This is a genomic window from Bacillus solimangrovi (assembly GCF_001742425.1).
GTDB lineage: Bacteria > Bacillota > Bacilli > Bacillales > Bacillaceae_N > Bacillus_AV > Bacillus_AV solimangrovi.
Genome location: NZ_MJEH01000017.1, coordinates 1 through 19,772 on the forward strand (window position 1 = coordinate 1; position 19,772 = coordinate 19,772).

Here is a 19,772-nt window from a genome sequence, read left to right on the forward strand (position 1 = left end):
AACAATGGGCCTGTAGCTCAGCTGGTTAGAGCGCACGCCTGATAAGCGTGAGGTCGGTGGTTCGAGTCCACTCAGGCCCACCATTGTATTCCACAGTAGCTCAGTGGTAGAGCTATCGGCTGTTAACCGATCGGTCGTAGGTTCGAGTCCTACCTGTGGAGCCATAAGGCCCGTTGGTCAAGCGGTTAAGACACCGCCCTTTCACGGCGGTAACACGGGTTCGAATCCCGTACGGGTCATAAAGATAAAATAAGATGTATGCAAAATTGCATACATCTTATTTTTTGTTTGTTTATTGCAATATTCTAATGAATAAACAAATTATTTTTTGATTTGTAGAATGATAATTGAATTTATATAAAATTAAACCAAAAAACAAGGGTGGAATGCAAAACATAAATGATATTTTTTAATGCTTGTATAAAAAGGAAATCAGAAGAATATGGGAAAGGTTTTGTAATTGTAGCTGGAGAGGTAAGGTAACTGGAAGAACAATTAATTGTAACAGCATCGAAGATTAGTTCATTAATCTCTGTTGTTCAAGTTGAGATAGAAAAAGCAAATGAAGTAATGAAAGTGGGCAAAGATATTGCAGAAGAAGGGACTATATTTGTGGAGCGTGCAGGTGTTTCTTTTAAAGAAATAAAATAAGTTACAGATGAAGTCACTGGTCAAGTGAATACTCTTGTTATGGAAATACGTCATATATATTCAGCGTTTAATGAGCTTGTTGAAAAGATTAATGTTGTTCTAGAAATTTCTATATCTTCATCAGGTTATACTCAAAGTGTTGCAGCAATCATTGTTATTCAAGTGTATGATGACGAACAACTTTGTAAATACTTTATGTTAGAATGTTGACTGTAAATGTATTGAATTTACTCAAAATTACTTTTTCGTAAAGTAGTATAGATATCCATATTAAACAGTGCTATAATGATTTGATTGATATTAGTATATCTCTATGATATAATGGGACCTAATGCCAAAAAATAATTGATCTATGAAATATAAAGGAGTATGAATAATATTGGGGAAATTTTCAGATTTAGCAATTAGTCAAACGACCCTTAAGTCGATTCAAAATATGGGATTTGAAGAAACAACAGCAATTCAAGAACAAGCTATTCCACTTGCATTAGAGGGAACTGATGTAATTGGTCAAGCACAAACTGGTACAGGTAAAACGGCTGCTTTCGGTATTCCGTTAGTAGAAAAAATAGAAAAGAATAATGGCCTTCAAGGTATTATTATTGCACCGACACGTGAATTAGCAATTCAAGTTGCAGAAGAATTGAACAAGATTGGTCGCAGTAATGGTCTTCAAACGGTACCTGTATACGGTGGACAAGATATTCGCCAACAAATTCGTTCGTTGAAGAAACGTCCACATATTGTAGCAGGAACACCAGGTCGTCTACTTGACCATATTCGTCGTAAAACAATTCGTTTGGATCAAATTCAGACAGCTGTATTAGATGAAGCAGATGAAATGTTGAACATGGGTTTCATTGAAGATATTGAAGCAATTTTGAAAGAAATGCCGGAACAACGTCAAACTTTATTATTCTCAGCAACGATGCCAGCACCAATTCAGCGAATTGCTGAAACTTTCATGAAAGAACCAAAAGTTGTTAAAGTAAAATCAAAAGAAATGACTGTTCCAAGCATTGAGCAATTCTACATGAAGGTTAAAGAAAAGGACAAGTTTGATGCACTAACACGTATGTTAGATATTCACGCACCAGAGCTTGCGATTGTATTCGGTCGTACGAAGCGACGTGTTGATGAGTTATCTGAAGGTCTTAAATTGAGAGGTTACTCTGCTGAAGGTATCCACGGAGATTTAACACAATCAAAGCGTATGGCTGTATTACGACGCTTTAAAAATGGACAAATTGATGTTTTAGTTGCTACAGACGTAGCTGCACGTGGGCTTGATATTTCTGGAGTAACTCATGTATATAACTTTGACCTACCTCAAGATCCAGAAAGTTATGTTCATCGTATTGGACGTACTGGACGTGCGGGTAAAACGGGTATTGCCATTTCATTCGTAGAACCTAGAGAGATGGAATATCTAGGAATGATCGAACAGAAAACAAAGCGTAAAATGGAACGTCAACACATGCCGACGTTTACAGATGCGTTAAAAGGTCAACAAAGTGTTATTACTGAGCAGTTAATCGATAGCATTGAAAGTGGAGACTTATCAATTTACGAGCCAATAGTTGAGGAACTACTTGAGACTTATGATGCGAATGAAATTATTGCTGCTGCACTAAAATCTCTTACGAAAGAACCTGACCAAACACCGGTAAAACTAACGTTTGAAGGTCCACTTCCATCAAGAAAACGTGGTGGAAATCGTAGCAGAGGTCGAGGTCGTGGTCGAGATGGTAATAAACGTAGCGGAAATAATAATAGAGGAAACCAAAACAGAAACAACGAGCGCTCACAACAAAAGCGTTCAGGTGGCGGGAATAGAAAGCGTCGTTACTCTAATAACTAAATAAAATTATTTGAAGTTTATTACTAACATTAATTTGTGAAAAAGGGGTTTGGCCATAGGCTAAACTTCTTTTTTTATGTGATGAATCGTTTTGAGAATCATGAGGTCAAGGACAATTTTATTCACTGTTGATTTTACTTATTGTTATTAATACATAGTTATCGAAGTCTAAAGGGCGGAAGTTTACGATGGGTGAAAGATAATTGGGCATACTACCAATACTGAACCTTCAATATAGAAAGGAGTAGCTTTAAATGACAGTCGTTCGTATGGGTTATGTCGCGATGAGCGTGCATTTGCAAAATTGTTCACCATCACAAACAATGACACATGCACGATTCAAAAAGTTATTTGACCGTGATGCTGCAATTAGGAAGCTTGAACGAATAGCCCGTTCTAACGTTACGAACTGTTTGCGGTTGCTAAAACATAATATCGCTCATGACATCGCTTTTTTTCGATTAAGTTCAAAGTTAATTCCACTTGCAAATCATATGGATCTGAAGGGTTGGAATTATATAAAATCAATAAAAAAAGAATTAAATGATATAGAGTCATTCCTAGCTAAATATAAAATGAGAATTGATTTTCATCCAGATCACTTTGTTTTATTGAATTCTAAAAAAGTAGATATTCTGAATCAATCGATTATAACTTTGAAAATGCATCGAAATTTATTAACGGGAATGGGGATTCATCCAAAACATCGTTGTGTATTACATGTAGGTGGGGCTTATGATGATCGAGATAAAGCATTAGAGCAGTTCATTTATAATTGGGGTTTTGTTCCTGTTGATCTTCAAGAAATGATCATGCTTGAAAATGATGACAAAAGTTTTACGATGAATGATACGCTATATTTGTGTGAGAAGTTAGCAATTCCAATTGTCTTTGATTATCACCATCATCTTGCTCACAATGATAATCATAATTGGCAAGAGCATTGGGATCGAGTTGTGAGTACTTGGGATAATTCTCCTTTACCGATTAAGATGCACATCTCAAGTCCTCGGAGTAGTGATGATTTTAGGGCGCATGCTGATTATATTGATGCAAAAATGTTTTTGAAGTTTTTACGTGAAATAAACGGAAGTGTGTCAATTATTGATTGTATGATTGAGGCGAAGAAAAAAGATGATGCTCTTTTTAGACTCATGAAACAGTTGAAACATGAAGATGATGTTGAAATAATTGATGGGGCGAGCTTTAAGATTCATTAAAATAAAAAGGGCAGCTGTACTCAGAAGTTGTGACAGCTGTCCTTTTAATGCTTTAGAACATGTGGTATAAGTTTATGTTAAAACATTTTAATGTCGTATCGATTGGGAAATTGAGTTAGTTCCTCTTAAATGAATCGATTGACAAGGCCTAGGATAATTAAGACGATAAATATACCCCAAATAATCGTTTTTCCATTAAGCTGAAGTTTCCGTTTCTTCCATCGGTTAGGATCGAAACTAATTTCATCATGGTCATAATAGGAGAAGGACCTTTTTTTTCCTAAAATAAGCGGAGCAATAGCGGCACCACTAATGAAGCCAAAGATATGTCCAGTTATGTTAATGTTGGGTCGTAAGAATGTCAAAATAAGTCCAATTACTAATATTGTAATGATGAGTTGAGCGTTATTAGCATCAATTAAGTCTTTGCGGTATAACACCATATAAAGGTAAATTCCGAATAATCCATAGATGGCACCTGATGCCCCAAGATGAAACAGAAATGGTGATGAGATGAAGAAGGTTGCGATATTCGCAGCAGTTCCTGCTACGAGATAAGCTGTTATGAATTTCCCCTTCCCTATCATTCTTTCTAGAGCAGGTCCAAATAATACGAGTGAAAATGAATTGAAAAGAACGTGTGTAAAGCTACCGTGTAAGAAGATAGGCGTCACAAGCCGCCAAATTTCTCCTTGTGAAATTGCTGCGTTATAGCCGATAAAATGTTGTAGAAATATTGAACCTCCGGGTAAGAACGTTGTAAATATCCATAAAAATAGATTTACTCCAGTAATAATAGAAACGATTGGATAAAGCCTTAAGAAAGAACGAAAGTCTTCGTTTCGAACAAACATGTCGAAAAACTCCTTTTTAGAAAATGTTCAGATAGTATAGATTATATGATTGAGAAATACAAGAAAAAATATAATTAAATATAGTATTATTATTTTACCGAATAATCGTTTTAGAAAACATGGTTGAGAAAGAGTGAATTTACGTGATTAAAGGGATAGGCTTAGATATAGTTGAGATTGAACGTATAAAACGCATGATGGAAAAAGAAAAATTTATATTAAGAATATTAACGAATAGAGAGCAGGAAAAGTTTCAAAAACTTCAAGGACATCGACGTGCTGAATTTCTAGCTGGTCGTTTTGCAGCGAAGGAAGCATTTGCAAAAGCGTTAGGAACAGGAATAGGCACGGAGTTAAGCTTTCAAGATATTGAGATATTAAATGAGAAAAATGGAAAACCAGTGTTATACCATTCCGGTACAGCAAATGTACACCTTTCTATCACTCATAGTCATGAATATGCAGCCGCTCAAGTGATAATTGAATAAAAAAAGAGTGTTGCTTGTCATGCTCGTCTGCATATTGGCCCTTGTATGCTCATATATTGCTATTGCGGGTAGGAGGGAATTCAAGTGCATATCGCAACAATGAAACGTGATTATGCTAGATGTGCTGTTAATGGACAATGCGAGTTGAGTTATCTCGAACAACATCTAAGAGGAATTGTGTCAGAAAGGTATTAGCATTATCTTAATTAGTCTTGGGGAATTTGTAGGTGAATATAATATTATTTAATCATCTATTTTGTGAGCTAGCTCTATCCTTGGCTAAATGGATTGCAGATCAGATTGTGTGCTTCATAAGTATGATGGATATCAAAGAGAAGGATTACATGAGCGATATCGAAGGTTAATTTACATTGTCCACACGTAAATTTGTATTGAGAAAAGAGGACTTGAAGAGTGTGATATATCACTAATGTTCAAGTTGTTCATGCTGAAACGATAAACAAGTTACTCCCGTTTTTCTAATTAAAATAACTGAGTATGCTACTACTTATCTTTTTGTTATGGGAGTGGGTTTCGGTATTACAAATGATGTCATTCAGCATCTACAAGTATAACTTGTCATAGTGAGCTCCTCGTTCAATGTTGCTAAGATCAAATTAGAAGACGAGGTTGGCAATGATACATTTGCCAAATGGTTAAATATCTCACAATAAGTCTCGTTTACGTGCATCAAGCTAAATCATAGTTTTAATTCATGTCCACTAAACATACTGCGATATGTACTTGTTCTCTTCTTTGTCGTCGAGCTGAGACAAGGGAGCTGATAAAATGAGGAAAAGGTTAGTTTTATTTGCATTTGTTTTTCTGTTTGCAGTCGTACTCACTGGTTGTGGTGAGCGGTCACAAGAGGATGTTACAGGAATGTTAGAGAAGAAATTAGAGGATATGACAGGTTATCGAACAGAGGCGAATATGACCTTAGCAATTGGAAAGGATCCACAATCATATGATTTGGAGGTATGGCACAAGAAAAAAGGCTATTACCGTGTTGTGTTAAATCCAAAAGAGAAACAGCAAAACCAAATGATTCTTCGTAACCCTGAAGGTGTATTTGTATTGACACCAGCTTTGAATAAGAGTTTTAAATTCCAAAGTGACTGGCCACAAAATAGTAGCCAGACATACCTGTATGAATCACTTGTTAGTGATATTTTAAATGATAGTGATGCTGTATTTACAACAGATGACAACCATTATATGTTTGAAACAAAAACGAATTATCAAAATAGCAAAACACTTCCGTATCAGCTAATTACTCTTTCAAAAGATACTCTAGCCCCTGTATCGGTAAGGGTTATGGATCAAGATAAGACGCCTTTAGTTGAAGTGGTATTTTCTAATTTTGAATTTAATCCTACTTTTGATGAGGGTGCATTTGAAGTAGAGCGGAATATGACGGGGGCGCAGTTGGATGTACCAACGATGTCACAAGTTGATGGCTCATTTGAAGTGTTGTATCCACTTGAGCTTCCAGATGGGGTTAATTTAGTGGAAGAGAAAGAAGTCGCTACCGAAGACGGCTCTCGATATGTACAGACATTTGCTGGTGAAAAATCTTTTACGTTATATCAAGAGAAATCAGAAGTAATGCCAACGAGTAGTCCGATTAATATGGATGGGGAACCTGTAGATTTAGGGTTCGCTATTGGAAGTGTAACGGATTTCTCACTTTCTTGGACTGTTGGAGGAGTTGACTACTATTTAGCATCGAAGGATATGCAAAAGGATGAAATGATTGCAGTTGCGAAGTCCGTTCAAGGTCAATCTGTAAAATAAAGTTAAACTATTTTTCGATTGACAAATGATAAAGGTAAGACATCTGGACAGACTCTTAAGCGTTTTGTAGAGTCTGTCCTTAAATAGTTTCTTTGAATTCTCAAATAGAAGTATAATTTTTAGATATTCGAGAATAATTGAAGGAAAGATGTTTAATATGTAACTAATACAGTCATTTACCATGTTTAATGTGAATATCGTTGCAGCGTGTAATTTATTTCTAAAAGAATAAGTTTTGATACGTGTTACAATGTACATTCCTAATGTTTTGTTGAATGTAATCTTTTGTTTTAAAAAAATTGCAGGAATATTTAATGTCTTATCGAATTAAATATGGATAGTGGTCATTTAATTTAAGCTTACAATTGTAAGGTAAATATATTTTAATTTTTAGAATGACTATTTATGCAAATAGAATGGTTGTTATGGAGGCTTATTAACATTGAGAATTATTTTGCAATAGACCATAACAGATGGTAAGATTAAAGGTGGGTTTTCATAACAAAAATTAGCGTGCAGTTGTGGTGGAGGTGTACGTTTGTGTCCGAAGCTAATACTCAAGAAATCATGGTTCGTTTACCGGAAAGTCTAATCAGTGAATTAGACCTCATGTTAAAACAAGAAAATGGAAACCGGAGTGAATTCATTTACCAAGCTACGAAAATGTATTTGCGAGAGCGTAAGAAACGCCATATTCGTGAATCAATGAGACGTGGCTATATGGAAATGGCAAAAATCAACTTAAACATCGCTTCAGAAGCCTTTCTTGCTGAGGAGGAAGCAGACCACACCCTAGACCGCTTAGTAAGCGGGGTGTAGGGTTTGATAGTTAAGCGCGGCGATGTTTACTTCGCTGACCTATCTCCTGTTGTTGGTTCTGAACAAGGCGGAGTTCGACCAGTCCTTATCATTCAAAATGATATCGGAAACCGTTTTAGCCCTACAGTTATAGTAGCGGCCATTACAGCACAAATTCAAAAGGCAAAGCTGCCAACACATGTTGAAATTGATGCGAAACGTTATGGGTTTGAACGTGATTCTGTAATTTTATTAGAACAAATTAGAACGATTGATAAGCAAAGATTGACAGACAAAATTACTCATCTAGATGATGAAATGATGAGAAAAGTTAACGATGCGTTGCAAATTAGCATTGGACTAATTGATTTTTAATAAAAGTTGCCTACTAGCAGCTTTTTTATTTTTTTATAAGATAAGAATAATATATACAAAGGTCTAGCTTCGAGTGCTGTAAAAGGTGCTTGAAGTTTTTTTATTGTTAGTTAAAAAATGAGTTAAGGTTTTGTCTAAAAAGAAAAAGGTTATAGAATTATGGGACTTTATATAGGGTTAAATGGAGTTGTTTAGTTGAACAAAAGTTCTTTGGATTGAAAGGTAATTAAATAAGTGGAATAATGACGAAAAAGATGTCTATTTCAATGAGGAGATGAAGCATGCGTTCTTTTATAGTCAATATTATTAATAATAATCATAATGACATAGTTGAAAAGTGGTTAGATAAGGCATCGAAGTATGAAACGGTAAATGAACAAAGTCAATTTGTTGACCATAGTGAGGCTGAGACAAATAACGAGTTTATTGAACTCGTATTACAATCAATAATTTATCATGAAGAAGATTATCAAAAGAGTATGGAAGAGTTTTCTCAAAAGGTGATGGGATTTGGATGGCACCTTGAATATATAACAAGAGGGTTGCAAGTGGTCAGACATATCTTATTAGAATTAGTTGCTAAAGAAGGTTACGGAGAACACGATCCGCTCTTAATAATGATAATGGTAGATAAGCTAGTTGAGCCAATACTAAATCAGATGGTGAATAGTTATACAGAAACATGGGAAAAAACATTTTCTCTACAAAAAGATGCCCTTCAAGAATTGTCATCACCACTGATTCCTTTGTTTGATAGAATTACAATAATGCCACTTATCGGTACAATTGATACGGAACGAGCACAATTAATTATGGAGAATTTATTAGGTGGTGTAGTCAAACACCGTTCTGAGGTTGTTCTTATTGATATTACAGGGGTTCCTGTGGTGGATACGATGGTAGCTCACCATATTATTCAAGCTGTAGAAGCGGTGCGGTTAATAGGTGCACAAGCAATATTAGTAGGAATACGCCCTGAAATTGCTCAAACGATAGTGAATTTAGGAATTGATCTTAGTCAGTTTCCTACGCAAAGTACGATGAAGAAGGGTCTTGAGAGGGCGTTTGAAATTACGAATAAAAAAATAATTGAAATGTAGTTGGGGGTGAGTGGTATTGTGAGAATACCGATATTGAAAATGCATCAATATCTTCTAATTTCAATTCAAGTTGAGTTAGATGATCACACCGCTTTACAGTTTCAAGAAGACTTATTAAACAAAATTCACGAAACTGGTGCAAGAGGTGTAGTCGTTGATTTGACATCAATTGATATGGTGGATTCATTTATTGCGAAGGTGTTAGGGGATGTGGTAGATATGGCCAATCTATTAGGTGCAAAGGTTGTTCTGACAGGGATTCAGCCTGCAGTTGCGATTACACTAATTGATTTGGGTATCTATATGAGAGATGTTCCTACAGCACTCGATTTAGAACGAGGATTAGATAAATTGAGACTGGAATTGGGGGACTAGTGCATGAGTCACCAATCCTGTGTGAATATACAAAAAGAATGGGATATTGTTGCAGCGCGTCAACTAGGGAGAAATATTGCCAAGGAGCTAGGATTTGGGAATGTTGATCAAGCAAGAATCACTACAGCGATTTCTGAACTAGCTAGAAATATTTATTTATATACACGTGGTGGGAATATTTGCTACGAAATTGTGAATCAACCTTGTAAAAAGGGGTTAATGGTCGTTGCATCAGATAATGGTCCAGGCATTAAGGAGATTAAACGTGTTATGGAAGATGGTTATTCTACCTCAGGTGGTTTAGGTGCAGGATTACCTGGTGTGAAACGATTAATGGATGACTTTTCAATTGAGTCAGATATCGGAGTAGGTACAAAAATTATCGTTTATAAGTGGCTTCGTAGATAGGGATTGTACATGGAGGTTTAAAAGGTGGGATTTCTGTGGAAGAGAAAACAACTTTAGAAGTATATAAGAATATTTTAGGGGAATATCTAACCAATCGAAATGAGACGGCTTTATATCGTGCTCAACGCTTTAGTAGGATTGCACTTGAAAATAATACCTCGCCAGAAGAGGTTATCAATATGCATATATTAGCTCTGCAAGAGATATTTCCAGAATTACGTCAAGAAGTTAGAGATTCCTTTGATTTGTTATTAGAAGTAATGATGGAGTATGGAATGGCTTATCAAGAGCATCAAAGTTTAAGGATACAACAATTTGAATTAAAAGCAGAAATTGAAGTAGCAGCAAATATGCAACAAACGTTATTGAAGACGAATTATCCAGATATTAATTCTTTAGATATTGGTGCAGTGAGTGTTCCTTCTAAGAAAATGAATGGTGATTATTTTCATTTCGTTCAAGATGAAAATCAATGTGTGTCTGTAGCGATTGCGGATATTATTGGTAAGGGAATCCCTGCTGCTCTGTGTATGTCCATGATCAAATATACGATGGAAAGCCATTCAGAAACAAGAATGAATCCTCAATCAGTCCTTGAGAATTTAAACCGTGTAGTAGAACAAAATGTTGATCCAAGTATGTTTATAACGATGTTATATGGTGTTTATGACCTAAGAAATCATTGTTTTTCCTATGCATCGGCAGGTCATGAGCCGGGTTTTCGTTATATTGCTGAAAAAGGAAGGTTTGAAGACTTATTTACAAAGGGCTTAGTCCTTGGTGTTTCTCGTAATGCAACTTATAAAGAATATCGGTGTAAATTAGAATCTAATGATATGATCATACTTTTAACTGATGGTGTGACAGAGTGTAGGTCAGGTAACGATTTTATTGAACGTGAGACAATTTCGGAAATAATTAAAGAAAATATCCATCTGCCTGCTCAAGAGATTGTTGATAATGTCTACAGAAGGTTAGAGAAGTTACAAGATTTTGAACTGAGAGATGACTTTACATTAATTATTATTCGACGACAGGTTTAATGCTATATGAGGTAGGGGAATAAGTATTATGGAACTAACGTTTAGGGGGGAATATATCTTTGAATCTAAAAGTTGAAGTTACAGAAAATGGCTTATTGAAAGAAGTTAAAATATATGGAGAAGTGGACGCTTTTACAGCTCCTAAGCTTAGAGAATCGCTTATTCCATTAACAGAAGAAAGTGGTGCTAGTATTTCTGTTGATCTTTCGAACGTTAATTATATGGATAGTACAGGATTAGGAGTCTTTATTGGATCATTGAAGTCGAGTCATCACCACGGAAGTTCACTTAAGTTATATGGGATGACTGCTCGTGTTGAGCGGTTATTTGAAATTACAGGTTTAATGGACATCATGAATATTGAATCTAGTGCTAGAGGTGGAACGAAATGAAGAAGCCTGTTGATATAGTAGAAATGAGAGTGCCTGCAAAACCTGAATATGTGGGGATTATTCGTTTAACTTCATCTGGAGTTTCTAGCAGAATGGGTTTTTCTTATGAAGATATAGAAGACATTAAGATTGCTGTTTCAGAGGCATCTACGAATGCGATTCAACACGGTTATAAAGGTGAAGAAGGGGAAGTTACGATTGGTTTTGGAGTTTATGAAGACCGTTTAGAAATCATAGTTGCTGATAACGGGGAAAGCTTCAATTCTGATGAAGTAAGAAAGAAAACGGGGCCGTATCATTCTGGAGAGAAAACAGAAGACTTGCGAGAGGGAGGTCTTGGACTTTTTTTAATTGACACGTTAATGGATAGGTTAGAAATCAACCATGATTCAGGTGTTATTGTCATTATGACAAAGTATTTAGGTAGAGATGAGGTGGAGCGTCGTGGCGACACAATCTCAACCTCGCAAACCAAATAAACAACAAGTATACAAATGGATTGAGGACTTCCAAAATGAACGCAACAAAGAAGAATCACAAGCGAAGATAGTTGAACAATATAGTGAGCTTGTTGAGGTTCTTGCACGTAAGTATTCACATAGGAAAAACATCCACGATGACTTAGTTCAAGTTGGCATGTTGGGCCTTCTAGCTGCAATACGCAGATACGATAGTCAGTTCGGTAAGACATTTGAGTCATTTGCAGTTCCAACTATTATTGGTGAGATTAAACGCTACATTCGAGATAAGACATGGAGTGTGCATGTGCCTCGAAGGATTAAAGAATTAAGTCCAAAACTTAAAAAAGCTGTTGAAGAGTTGACAACGAAGTTGCAACGCTCTCCGAACGTTCAGGAAATTGCGTTATATATTGGTGTTTCTGAAGAAGAAATTCTCGAAACGATGGAAATGGGAAAGAGTTATCAAGCGTTGTCAGTAGATAGTAAAATAGAATCGGATTCTGATGGTAGCACTGTTACACTTCTCGATCTAGTCGGTAATCGAGATGTTGGATATGAGATAGCTGATCAACGTCTATTATTAGAGAAAGCCTTTCACGTATTGACTGAGCGTGAGCGTTTGATTATTAAATATACTTTCTTTGATAATATGAACCAGAAGGAAGCGGGAGAATGTTTAGGTATTTCGCAAATGCATGTATCTCGCCTTCAGCGCCGTGCTTTAAAGAAACTGCGTGAAGCAATTCGGTTAGAACATCAGGAGTGTATTGATCCATGATTGTAAAGGACTATCAAAATGTGAGAGTAGCATCTTTTCAACAGTCGAAAAAGGGGGAAAAAGAATGTGGTGATAGTTATTACATTGTGGAGACTGACAAATACTTTGTGTGTGCCATTGCTGATGGATTAGGTAGTGGATTAGGAGCGAAGGAGTCATCGGTAGCGGTTGTCAATGTAATAGCGAAATCACACCATGAATCTATAGATAAAATAATGGAGCAGTGTAATGTGTCGTTACGTGGATTGCGAGGAGCGGTAATTGGTATTTTGAAAATCGATTATGAACATAAGAAGATTATTTATAGTAATGTAGGAAATATCCGAGTCATCCTCTATTCACCTTCAGGCGAAATTATCTATCCTCTACCACAATATGGGTATTTATCTGGTCGACCCCAGTCGTATAAAATTCAAGAAACATCTTTAGAAAACAATACAGCATTTATTATTTACTCAGATGGGCTTCAGCTATTATCAGTAAAAAAGTTCATTTTCAAGATGGTATCACTAGAAGCCATTTCTAATGAGTTACAGAAATATGTAAATCACGGCAATGATGATGTTACATACGTTGTTGGTAAGATTAGATTTAGTTGATATGCAAGAGTTTTTCTTGATTAGGGAAACTCTTTTTTTATTTCCTTAACATCAGAATTTAGTACTTATCTGGAAATATTATAATGAGTTAGAATAGAAAATTTGAGAATTTAGAGATGTTATATCAGTACATGATGAGTGTGATGTTGATTCGATTAATCGCTACTAAGAAAAGAAAACAGTTGGGAGTTATACTTCATTAAGGTTAACTTAATGATTAGATTTGGTAAAATAACATTATTCTTCTTAATTCTTGGAGGAGAAGTTGAGTTTTAAGAGGAATAATTGGTTAGGATGCATAATGTATGTGAGTGAAAGGATGGCGAAGAACAATTCGAAGTACAGCTGATATGATTCAATTGATTGCAAATGAAATGAATATAAAGGTAAAGCAAGTGAATGAAGTTATATCACTATTAGAGGATTCTAATACTGTGCCGTTTATCGCTCGTTATCGTAAAGAGCAAACGGGTGCTTTAGATGAAGTTGCAATAAGAGATATTCAAGAAAAGTGGCAATATATTCAGAACCTTGAAAAACGAAAAGAAGAAGTTATTCGTCTAATAGCAGAACAAGAGAAATTAACGGATGATTTAGAACAGCAAATTCAAAAAGTAACAAAATTACAGCAGGTTGAAGACTTATATAGACCGTACAAACAAAAGCGTCGCACAAAAGCAACGGTTGCAAAGGAAAAGGGGTTGGAGCCATTAGCAAAGTGGTTATTTGAGCAACCACTAGATGGTGATGTTAAATTAGAAGCTCAACAGTATCTATCAGAAGAGCATGAAATTAATACGGTAGATGAGGCGTTAATAGGAGCACAAGATATTATTGCTGAATGGGTTGCTGATGATGCTACAATTCGTCAAACGTTACGAGAAAAAACCTTTAAGCAAAGTACATTAACGACGAAAGTGAAAGATGAAGATAAAGACGATAAAAAAATATACGAAATGTACTATGACTATTCAGAGCCAGTGGCGAAAATTGTCCCCCACCGCGTCTTAGCTGTAAATCGTGGTGAGAAAGAAGGTGTTTTAAAAGTAAACATTGCATCTAATGAAGAAGTGTTCGTTGCATTAATTGAGCGTCACTTCATTAGGAATGAGCAGTCACCAGCGATACCTTATATCAAAAGTGCGATTAGTGATAGTTACAAAAGGTTAATTGACCCTTCTATAGAGCGAGAAATTCGTAATGAATTAACAGAGAAAGCAGAAGAACAAGCGATTCATATTTTTGCTGAGAATCTCCGAAACCTTTTGTTACAGCCACCCCTAAAGGGGAAAATCGTTTTAGGAGTAGATCCTGCTTATCGAACGGGATGTAAGTTATCTGTAATTGACCCAACAGGTAAAGTTTTGCATATAGATGTTATTTACCCACATCCACCAGTTGCGAAGAAAGAAGAAGCAAGAAAAATAATTAAAAACATCTTACAAAAGTATAATGTGGAGATGGTTGCGATTGGGAATGGGACAGCCTCTCGTGAAACTGAGAGTTTTGTTGCGGATATTTTAAAGGAATTAGAAAGTGAAATCTATTATCTAATTGTTAATGAAGCTGGAGCAAGTGTGTATTCTGCCTCTGATTTAGCTCGTTTAGAATTTCCTGATTTACAAGTAGAGGAGCGTAGTGCTATCTCAATTGCCCGACGTTTGCAAGACCCGTTGGCTGAGTTGGTGAAAATTGATCCGAAATCAGTTGGAGTCGGTCAATATCAACATGATGTTTCTCAAAAATATTTAAGTGAGTCTTTAACATTTGTTGTAGAGACAGTTGTTAACCAAGTGGGAGTGAATGTGAATACAGCCTCATCTTCTTTGCTTCAATATGTATCTGGACTATCGAAAACAGCAGCTAATAATATTGTGAAGATGAGGGAGGAGAATGGCAGGTTTGAAAGTCGTTCCCAATTGAAAAAAGTTCCTCGTTTAGGGCCTAAAACATATGAACAAAGTATTGGATTCTTAAGAGTATTAGATGGAAAACACCCATTAGATCGAACACCTATTCACCCTGAGAGTTATAAAGAAGCATCGGAATTGTTGGAGAGCTTAGGGTTTACGGTAGATGACGTAGGCACGAAACAACTGCAGACTGAACTGAAAAAAGTTAACATTTCTCAACAAGCATTAGAGTTAGAAATTGGTGAGCTTACGTTACAAGATATTATTGATGCTCTTAGTCGTCCTGAGCGTGATCCACGTGATGATGTTGCAAAACCATTGTTAAGAAAAGATATTTTAACTCTTGAAGATCTTTCCGAAGGGATGGAATTAGAAGGAACAGTGCGTAACGTCGTTGACTTTGGAGCTTTCGTTGACATTGGAGTGAAGCAAGATGGGCTTGTTCATATATCGAAGCTAAGTAATAAATATGTGAAGCACCCGATGGACATCGTTTCAGTTGGTGAGATTGTAAATGTCTGGATTGAAAATGTTGATAAGGAAAAGGGTAGGATTGCATTGACAATGCTTCCTTCATAATTAAGCACTGCCTAAGAGCAGTGTTTTTTTCTATAGAAAAACCAACATTGATTTAGTAATTTAATACGATAATGATCTTTTTCCTTAAACGCACTTTTCAATTGGTTAATAAGCCATGTGGGCATAACGTATACCTCCTTTATTTTTGTAGGTTTAGAAAGATTCTTATGTACTGTAAAGTGTATGCTTAGGACGCTGAAAATGTGCTATAATAACAAAACTATGCAAGGTGTAAAGGAAAGAAATAATGAATAATGATCAATTGCAAACATTAGTAGAGCGTATTTCTATTGAGTTTTTTGATAGGCCTTTTCTACATAAGGCAACTTTTAATAAAAGATTAAGAACAACTGGTGGAAGGTATTTATTGCAATCACATCATATTGAACTTAATCCGAAATATTATGAGCAACAAGGACAAGATGTCTTGATCGGTATTATTAAGCATGAGTTATGTCATTATCATTTACACATAACAGGCAAAGGATACAAACACAGAGATCGAGATTTCAAAGTTCTAATGCGAAAAGTTGATGCACCGAGGTATTGCCAGCCTCTAGCTACGAATGTAGAACATAGGGTATACCATTTTTATAAATGTGAAGACTGTGGGTATCTATATAAAAGAAAACGCAAGGTCAATACGAGTAAATATGTCTGTGGGAAGTGTAAAGGCAAATTATTTAGAGTTTCAGGTTAAACGTATTTAAAAAATCTAAAAGAGTTGTTGACTTTGTCTAATCCCTATGATAAATTATAAAAGCGTCGTTGAGATAACGAAGCAAAACACAACTAAAAAAGTTGTTGACATTAATGAATCATTTGTTATAGAATAAATGATGTTGTTAATAAAAATATTCCACAGTAGCTCAGTGGTAGAGCTATCGGCTGTTAACCGATCGGTCGTAGGTTCGAATCCTACCTGTGGAGCCAAACGGAGAAGTACTCAAGTGGCTGAAGAGGCGCCCCTGCTAAGGGTGTAGGTCGTGTAAGCGGCGCGAGGGTTCAAATCCCTCCTTCTCCGCCATTTAATTTATGGCCCGTTGGTCAAGCGGTTAAGACACCGCCCTTTCACGGCGGTAACACGGGTTCGAATCCCGTACGGGTCATTTTTATTATTAGCGCGGGGTGGAGCAGTCTGGTAGCTCGTCGGGCTCATAACCCGAAGGTCGTAGGTTCAAATCCTGCCCCCGCAACCAAATTTTAAAATATGATTTGGTAGTTCAGTTGGTTAGAATGCCTGCCTGTCACGCAGGAGGTCGCGGGTTCGAGTCCCGTCCGGACCGCCATTTTCATTAGAATCATGGCTCGGTAGCTCAGTCGGTAGAGCAGAGGACTGAAAATCCTCGTGTCGGCGGTTCGATTCCGTCCCGAGCCATCTTTTAAAAAAACATGTGCTAAGACTGACATGTTTTTTTTATTGACTTCGAATAACTAGGTGTCAAAATAATCGTAGATATTACGTTTTTTTGCGTTTTTTGTAGAGAAGTTAAAATATGATGTGTTACATTAATAAAGTATGCACAAAATAAATAACTAATAATGAATGAGTTAATAGATGTTTGTTTTTTGGAGTTAAATGTAGGGAGGAAATCTTGTGTTTTACCTATATAAGAAAATGAAGGGGAAATTGCCAAAAGGCTCGAAGTTGGCTTCTCATATTCATGGACCCGAACAAAAAAGAACCTTATTCCGACGCGCAACAATGATAGCCTGCTGCTCATTGGCTATTACAATTGGTTCGGTTTATGCAGACAATAAAATGAGTGATTTTGAAACCGTTTATCATATCTATATTGACGGTGAAATGATAGGAACTGTTAATGATAAAGATGTTGTTGAAGAAATTATTGAGCAAAAAATAGCAGAAGCTAAGAAAACATATGATTCTTACGAATTATCAGCTGATGATGCGCTAGAATTTATACCTGAGAAGGTGTTCAACCCTCAGTATAATAATAATAAAGCAATTGAGCAGTTAAGTAGTAAGCTAAGTGTAGCTGCTGATGCAACAGCAATTGTTGTTGATGGAAAAGCAGTTGCCTATGTTAAAACGAAAAAAGATGCAGAAAAAGCAATCGAGAGCTTGAAGTTGCAATATGTTCCCGAAGACTTATTGGCTGAAGTTGACGAGAACAAAGAAAAGAAAGATGATCCTTTGAAAAATGGTGAGTCTATTATATTAGACGTAAGACTATCTGAAAAAGTTTCATTTGAATCAAAAAAAGCTAAACCTGATGACATATTATCTGTAAAAGAAGCTGTAAGTCTGTTAAATAAGGGTACGCTTACTCCTAAAAAACATGAAATTGAAGAAGGCGATGTACTTGGAAGTATCGCTAATCAATACGATCTAAAGCTTGATCAGTTATTAAGTCTTAATAACGATCTAGCTGAAGATACGGTTCTTCAAATTGGTGATACAGTAAATGTACAAGCTTATGAGCCTGTAACAGATGTAATTATGGAGAAGAAGGCAAGAAAAGAAATTAAAGTAGATTATGAAATTGAAGTTATTGAAACAGATGACATGTATAAAGGTGATACAAAAGTCAAACAAGAAGGACAAAAAGGGAAAAAGAGTATTGAGTACCTTCTTGTAAAAGAAAATGGTCAAGTTATTGATAAGGAAATACTAGAAGAGGACGTTACTCAAGAGCCTGTTGCGAAGGTTGTTTATAAAGGAACGAAAGTTATTCCTTCACGTGGTACAGGGAGCTTTATATGGCCAACATATGGCGGTTCAATTACGAGTGTAATGGGTTATCGTTGGGGACGTATACACAAAGGTCTAGATATTGCAGGCGTTAGTAATCGAGGTATAAAAGCTGCAGATAATGGAACGGTAGAGTTCGCTGCATACGATGGAACATATGGAAATAAGGTAATAATTAATCATAATAATGGTACAAAAACATTGTATGCTCATATGTCTGAAATTAAGGTTAGTGTAGGACAAACAGTTCCTAAAGGCACTGTCATTGGTATTATGGGTTCAACCGGTAATTCAACAGGGGTACATTTACACTTCGAAGTGATCAAAAACGGAAAGAATATTGACCCGCAAACATATTATTAATATAACGAAATACCTCCAACTTCCATCGAGTAGTTGGAGGTATTTCGTTATATTTCTTCAGATGTTATCAAATACTATTTTATTGAAGGTAGATCAAATAAATTCCAAAGAAATAAAATGACATAGCATTAGGTTTTTTATTGGTTATCTAAAGGCCAAAATCTTGTAATATACGGCTTGCTATGTCTTTACTATCTATTCATGTTAAAGTAATAAGAGAGTAATTTTTACTGTAATTCGTTATAAAAATTTATTTAATTTATAGATAAGATTCAAATTGGAGGGGTGATTCGACCGTGGCAAAGCATATATTAGTTGTAGATGACGAGCAACCAATTGCTGATATATTACAATTTAATCTCGAAAAGGAAGGATTTGAAGTTACCTGTGCTTATGATGGTGACGAAGCTATTGAAAAAGTATATGAGGTAAATCCTGATCTTATATTATTAGATATTATGCTTCCACAGCGTGATGGTATGGAAGTATGTAAAGAGATTCGAAAAAAGTATGATATGCCGATTATTATGTTAACAGCAAAAGATTCGGAAATTGATAAAGTGTTAGGTCTTGAACTTGGTGCAGATGATTATGTAACTAAACCGTTTAGCACACGTGAATTAATAGCTCGAGTAAAGGCAAATTTACGACGAAGACAGCAAGATTCTGATAAAACTGTTGGTGGAAACGGTGAAATTGTAGTTGGTGCATTAACCATTCATCCTGATGCATATATCGTAACTAAACGTGGTGAAACAATCGAATTAACACACCGTGAATTTGAGTTATTGCATTATCTTGCGCAGCATATCGGCCAAGTGATGACACGTGAACATTTATTGCAAACGGTATGGGGTTATGATTATTTTGGGGATGTTCGTACTGTAGATGTAACAGTTCGTCGTCTGCGTGAAAAAATTGAAGATCGGCCGAGTCATCCAATATGGATTGTAACAAGACGAGGTGTTGGATATTATATGAAAAAGGAATCGGAGAAATAG

Annotated in this window: 21 protein-coding genes and 9 tRNA genes; 28 read left to right on the forward strand and 2 right to left on the reverse strand. The window is 36.0% G+C overall.

All coding sequences use genetic code 11. The features are described 5' to 3' along the window. Positions 1 to 6: 6 nt before the first annotated feature. The 6 genes from BFG57_RS07475 to uvsE all read left to right on the forward strand — a co-directional run bounded on the left by BFG57_RS07475 (position 7) and on the right by uvsE (position 3,732). Positions 7 to 83: transfer RNA gene (locus tag BFG57_RS07475), tRNA-Ile, on the forward strand. A gap of 6 nt (positions 84 to 89) precedes the next feature. Further along, positions 90 to 164: transfer RNA gene (locus BFG57_RS07480), tRNA-Asn, on the forward strand. Positions 165 to 167: 3 nt separating this feature from the next. Then, positions 168 to 239 (forward strand) — tRNA-Glu (locus tag BFG57_RS07485). A gap of 451 nt (positions 240 to 690) precedes the next feature. After that, positions 691 to 861: a hypothetical protein gene (locus tag BFG57_RS18850; RefSeq protein ID WP_175428294.1), complete on the forward strand. Its 171-nt coding sequence runs from the start codon at positions 691 to 693 to the stop codon at positions 859 to 861. 169 nt (positions 862 to 1,030) lie between these two features. Next, positions 1,031 to 2,512, forward strand: coding sequence for a degradosome RNA helicase CshA (gene cshA / locus BFG57_RS07490; protein WP_069716869.1), 1,482 nt, complete (start codon positions 1,031 to 1,033; stop codon positions 2,510 to 2,512). Positions 2,513 to 2,766: 254 nt separating this feature from the next. Continuing rightward, entirely contained in the window at positions 2,767 to 3,732 is a 966-nt protein-coding gene (uvsE, locus tag BFG57_RS07495; RefSeq protein ID WP_069716870.1) for a UV DNA damage repair endonuclease UvsE, read from the forward strand. A gap of 125 nt (positions 3,733 to 3,857) precedes the next feature. On the opposite strand, the gene BFG57_RS07500 is transcribed toward uvsE, so the two are convergent. Continuing rightward, positions 3,858 to 4,586 carry a rhomboid family intramembrane serine protease gene (locus BFG57_RS07500; RefSeq protein ID WP_069716871.1) on the reverse strand — a complete coding sequence of 243 codons (729 nt, stop codon included), beginning with the start codon at positions 4,584 to 4,586 and terminating at the stop codon, positions 3,858 to 3,860. 143 nt (positions 4,587 to 4,729) lie between these two features. Here BFG57_RS07500 and acpS point away from each other — a divergent pair, with 143 nt between their 5' ends. The 13 genes from acpS (at position 4,730) to BFG57_RS07565 (ending at position 15,692) form a co-directional block, all read left to right on the forward strand. Further along, positions 4,730 to 5,074, forward strand: coding sequence for a holo-ACP synthase (gene acpS, locus BFG57_RS07505; protein ID WP_069716872.1), 345 nt, complete (start codon positions 4,730 to 4,732; stop codon positions 5,072 to 5,074). A gap of 789 nt (positions 5,075 to 5,863) precedes the next feature. Beyond that, positions 5,864 to 6,871 (forward strand): LolA family protein, encoded by a 1,008-nt coding sequence (locus BFG57_RS07510; protein WP_069716873.1) that lies wholly within the window; start codon positions 5,864 to 5,866, stop codon positions 6,869 to 6,871. Between the two features lie 540 nt (positions 6,872 to 7,411). Next, positions 7,412 to 7,690: a CopG family ribbon-helix-helix protein gene (locus BFG57_RS07515; RefSeq protein WP_069716874.1), complete on the forward strand. Its 279-nt coding sequence runs from the start codon at positions 7,412 to 7,414 to the stop codon at positions 7,688 to 7,690. Positions 7,691 to 7,693: 3 nt separating this feature from the next. Continuing rightward, a complete protein-coding gene (locus tag BFG57_RS07520; RefSeq protein WP_069716875.1) occupies positions 7,694 to 8,044 on the forward strand; it encodes a type II toxin-antitoxin system PemK/MazF family toxin in 351 nt (116 codons plus the stop codon). A 281-nt stretch (positions 8,045 to 8,325) separates the two neighbouring features. Continuing rightward, positions 8,326 to 9,144 (forward strand): STAS domain-containing protein, encoded by an 819-nt coding sequence (locus tag BFG57_RS07525; RefSeq protein ID WP_069716876.1) that lies wholly within the window; start codon positions 8,326 to 8,328, stop codon positions 9,142 to 9,144. An 18-nt stretch (positions 9,145 to 9,162) separates the two neighbouring features. Then, complete coding sequence (locus tag BFG57_RS07530) at positions 9,163 to 9,519, forward strand: STAS domain-containing protein (RefSeq protein WP_069716877.1); 357 nt, start codon at positions 9,163 to 9,165, stop codon at positions 9,517 to 9,519. A gap of 3 nt (positions 9,520 to 9,522) precedes the next feature. Beyond that, positions 9,523 to 9,927, forward strand: coding sequence for an anti-sigma regulatory factor (locus BFG57_RS07535; protein ID WP_069716878.1), 405 nt, complete (start codon positions 9,523 to 9,525; stop codon positions 9,925 to 9,927). Positions 9,928 to 9,962: 35 nt separating this feature from the next. Continuing rightward, positions 9,963 to 10,970 (forward strand): PP2C family protein-serine/threonine phosphatase, encoded by a 1,008-nt coding sequence (locus tag BFG57_RS07540; protein WP_069716879.1) that lies wholly within the window; start codon positions 9,963 to 9,965, stop codon positions 10,968 to 10,970. 59 nt (positions 10,971 to 11,029) lie between these two features. Then, positions 11,030 to 11,362, forward strand: coding sequence for an STAS domain-containing protein (locus tag BFG57_RS07545; protein ID WP_069716880.1), 333 nt, complete (start codon positions 11,030 to 11,032; stop codon positions 11,360 to 11,362). Next, the gene (rsbW, locus tag BFG57_RS07550; protein ID WP_069716881.1) at positions 11,359 to 11,841 is read left to right on the forward strand and encodes an anti-sigma B factor RsbW; all 483 of its coding nucleotides are present in this window, start codon (positions 11,359 to 11,361) and stop codon (positions 11,839 to 11,841) included. Before BFG57_RS07545 ends, rsbW begins: the two co-directional genes overlap by 4 nt. Then, positions 11,807 to 12,601 carry an RNA polymerase sigma factor SigB gene (gene sigB / locus BFG57_RS07555; RefSeq protein ID WP_069716882.1) on the forward strand — a complete coding sequence of 265 codons (795 nt, stop codon included), beginning with the start codon at positions 11,807 to 11,809 and terminating at the stop codon, positions 12,599 to 12,601. Before rsbW ends, sigB begins: the two co-directional genes overlap by 35 nt. After that, the gene (locus BFG57_RS07560) at positions 12,598 to 13,200 is read left to right on the forward strand and encodes a PP2C family serine/threonine-protein phosphatase (RefSeq protein ID WP_069716883.1); all 603 of its coding nucleotides are present in this window, start codon (positions 12,598 to 12,600) and stop codon (positions 13,198 to 13,200) included. Before sigB ends, BFG57_RS07560 begins: the two co-directional genes overlap by 4 nt. Before the next feature lie 350 nt (positions 13,201 to 13,550). After that, a complete protein-coding gene (locus BFG57_RS07565) occupies positions 13,551 to 15,692 on the forward strand; it encodes a Tex family protein (RefSeq protein ID WP_069716912.1) in 2,142 nt (713 codons plus the stop codon). Between the two features lie 11 nt (positions 15,693 to 15,703). Here the strand turns inward: BFG57_RS07565 and cmpA are convergent, their stop codons facing one another. Next, positions 15,704 to 15,817, reverse strand: a complete 114-nt coding sequence (cmpA, locus tag BFG57_RS18560; protein ID WP_139125083.1) for a cortex morphogenetic protein CmpA — start codon at positions 15,815 to 15,817, stop codon at positions 15,704 to 15,706. A gap of 122 nt (positions 15,818 to 15,939) precedes the next feature. Here cmpA and BFG57_RS07570 point away from each other — a divergent pair, with 122 nt between their 5' ends. From BFG57_RS07570 to yycF, 9 genes are all read left to right on the forward strand, one after another. Beyond that, positions 15,940 to 16,392, forward strand: coding sequence for a SprT family protein (locus BFG57_RS07570; protein ID WP_069716884.1), 453 nt, complete (start codon positions 15,940 to 15,942; stop codon positions 16,390 to 16,392). Between the two features lie 158 nt (positions 16,393 to 16,550). Next, positions 16,551 to 16,625, forward strand: a tRNA-Asn gene (locus BFG57_RS07575). A 3-nt stretch (positions 16,626 to 16,628) separates the two neighbouring features. Next, positions 16,629 to 16,719 (forward strand) — tRNA-Ser (locus tag BFG57_RS07580). Positions 16,720 to 16,729: 10 nt separating this feature from the next. Next, a tRNA-Glu gene (locus BFG57_RS07585) sits at positions 16,730 to 16,801 on the forward strand. 13 nt (positions 16,802 to 16,814) lie between these two features. After that, positions 16,815 to 16,891 (forward strand) — tRNA-Met (locus BFG57_RS07590). A 13-nt stretch (positions 16,892 to 16,904) separates the two neighbouring features. Beyond that, positions 16,905 to 16,981: transfer RNA gene (locus BFG57_RS07595), tRNA-Asp, on the forward strand. Between the two features lie 16 nt (positions 16,982 to 16,997). Continuing rightward, positions 16,998 to 17,070, forward strand: a tRNA-Phe gene (locus tag BFG57_RS07600). Positions 17,071 to 17,289: 219 nt separating this feature from the next. Continuing rightward, positions 17,290 to 18,771, forward strand: coding sequence for a peptidoglycan DD-metalloendopeptidase family protein (locus tag BFG57_RS07605; RefSeq protein WP_139125084.1), 1,482 nt, complete (start codon positions 17,290 to 17,292; stop codon positions 18,769 to 18,771). Positions 18,772 to 19,067: 296 nt separating this feature from the next. Continuing rightward, positions 19,068 to 19,772 carry a response regulator YycF gene (gene yycF, locus BFG57_RS07610; RefSeq protein WP_069716885.1) on the forward strand — a complete coding sequence of 235 codons (705 nt, stop codon included), beginning with the start codon at positions 19,068 to 19,070 and terminating at the stop codon, positions 19,770 to 19,772.

What these genes read in the sequence shown, in the direction of transcription:
- BFG57_RS18850 (WP_175428294.1), top strand. Translation starts at nt 691, where the DNA reads ATGGAAATACGTCATATATATTCAGCGTTTAATGAGCTTGTTGAAAAG.
- uvsE (WP_069716870.1), top strand. Translation starts at nt 2,767, where the DNA reads ATGACAGTCGTTCGTATGGGTTATGTCGCGATGAGCGTGCATTTGCAA.
- BFG57_RS07500 (WP_069716871.1), bottom strand. Translation starts at nt 4,586, where the DNA reads ATGTTTGTTCGAAACGAAGACTTTCGTTCTTTCTTAAGGCTTTATCCA.
- BFG57_RS07510 (WP_069716873.1), top strand. Translation starts at nt 5,864, where the DNA reads ATGAGGAAAAGGTTAGTTTTATTTGCATTTGTTTTTCTGTTTGCAGTC.
- BFG57_RS07525 (WP_069716876.1), top strand. Translation starts at nt 8,326, where the DNA reads ATGCGTTCTTTTATAGTCAATATTATTAATAATAATCATAATGACATA.
- BFG57_RS07535 (WP_069716878.1), top strand. Translation starts at nt 9,523, where the DNA reads ATGAGTCACCAATCCTGTGTGAATATACAAAAAGAATGGGATATTGTT.
- rsbW (WP_069716881.1), top strand. Translation starts at nt 11,359, where the DNA reads ATGAAGAAGCCTGTTGATATAGTAGAAATGAGAGTGCCTGCAAAACCT.
- BFG57_RS07560 (WP_069716883.1), top strand. Translation starts at nt 12,598, where the DNA reads ATGATTGTAAAGGACTATCAAAATGTGAGAGTAGCATCTTTTCAACAG.
- BFG57_RS07565 (WP_069716912.1), top strand. Translation starts at nt 13,551, where the DNA reads ATGATTCAATTGATTGCAAATGAAATGAATATAAAGGTAAAGCAAGTG.
- cmpA (WP_139125083.1), bottom strand. Translation starts at nt 15,817, where the DNA reads ATGCCCACATGGCTTATTAACCAATTGAAAAGTGCGTTTAAGGAAAAA.
- BFG57_RS07570 (WP_069716884.1), top strand. Translation starts at nt 15,940, where the DNA reads ATGAATAATGATCAATTGCAAACATTAGTAGAGCGTATTTCTATTGAG.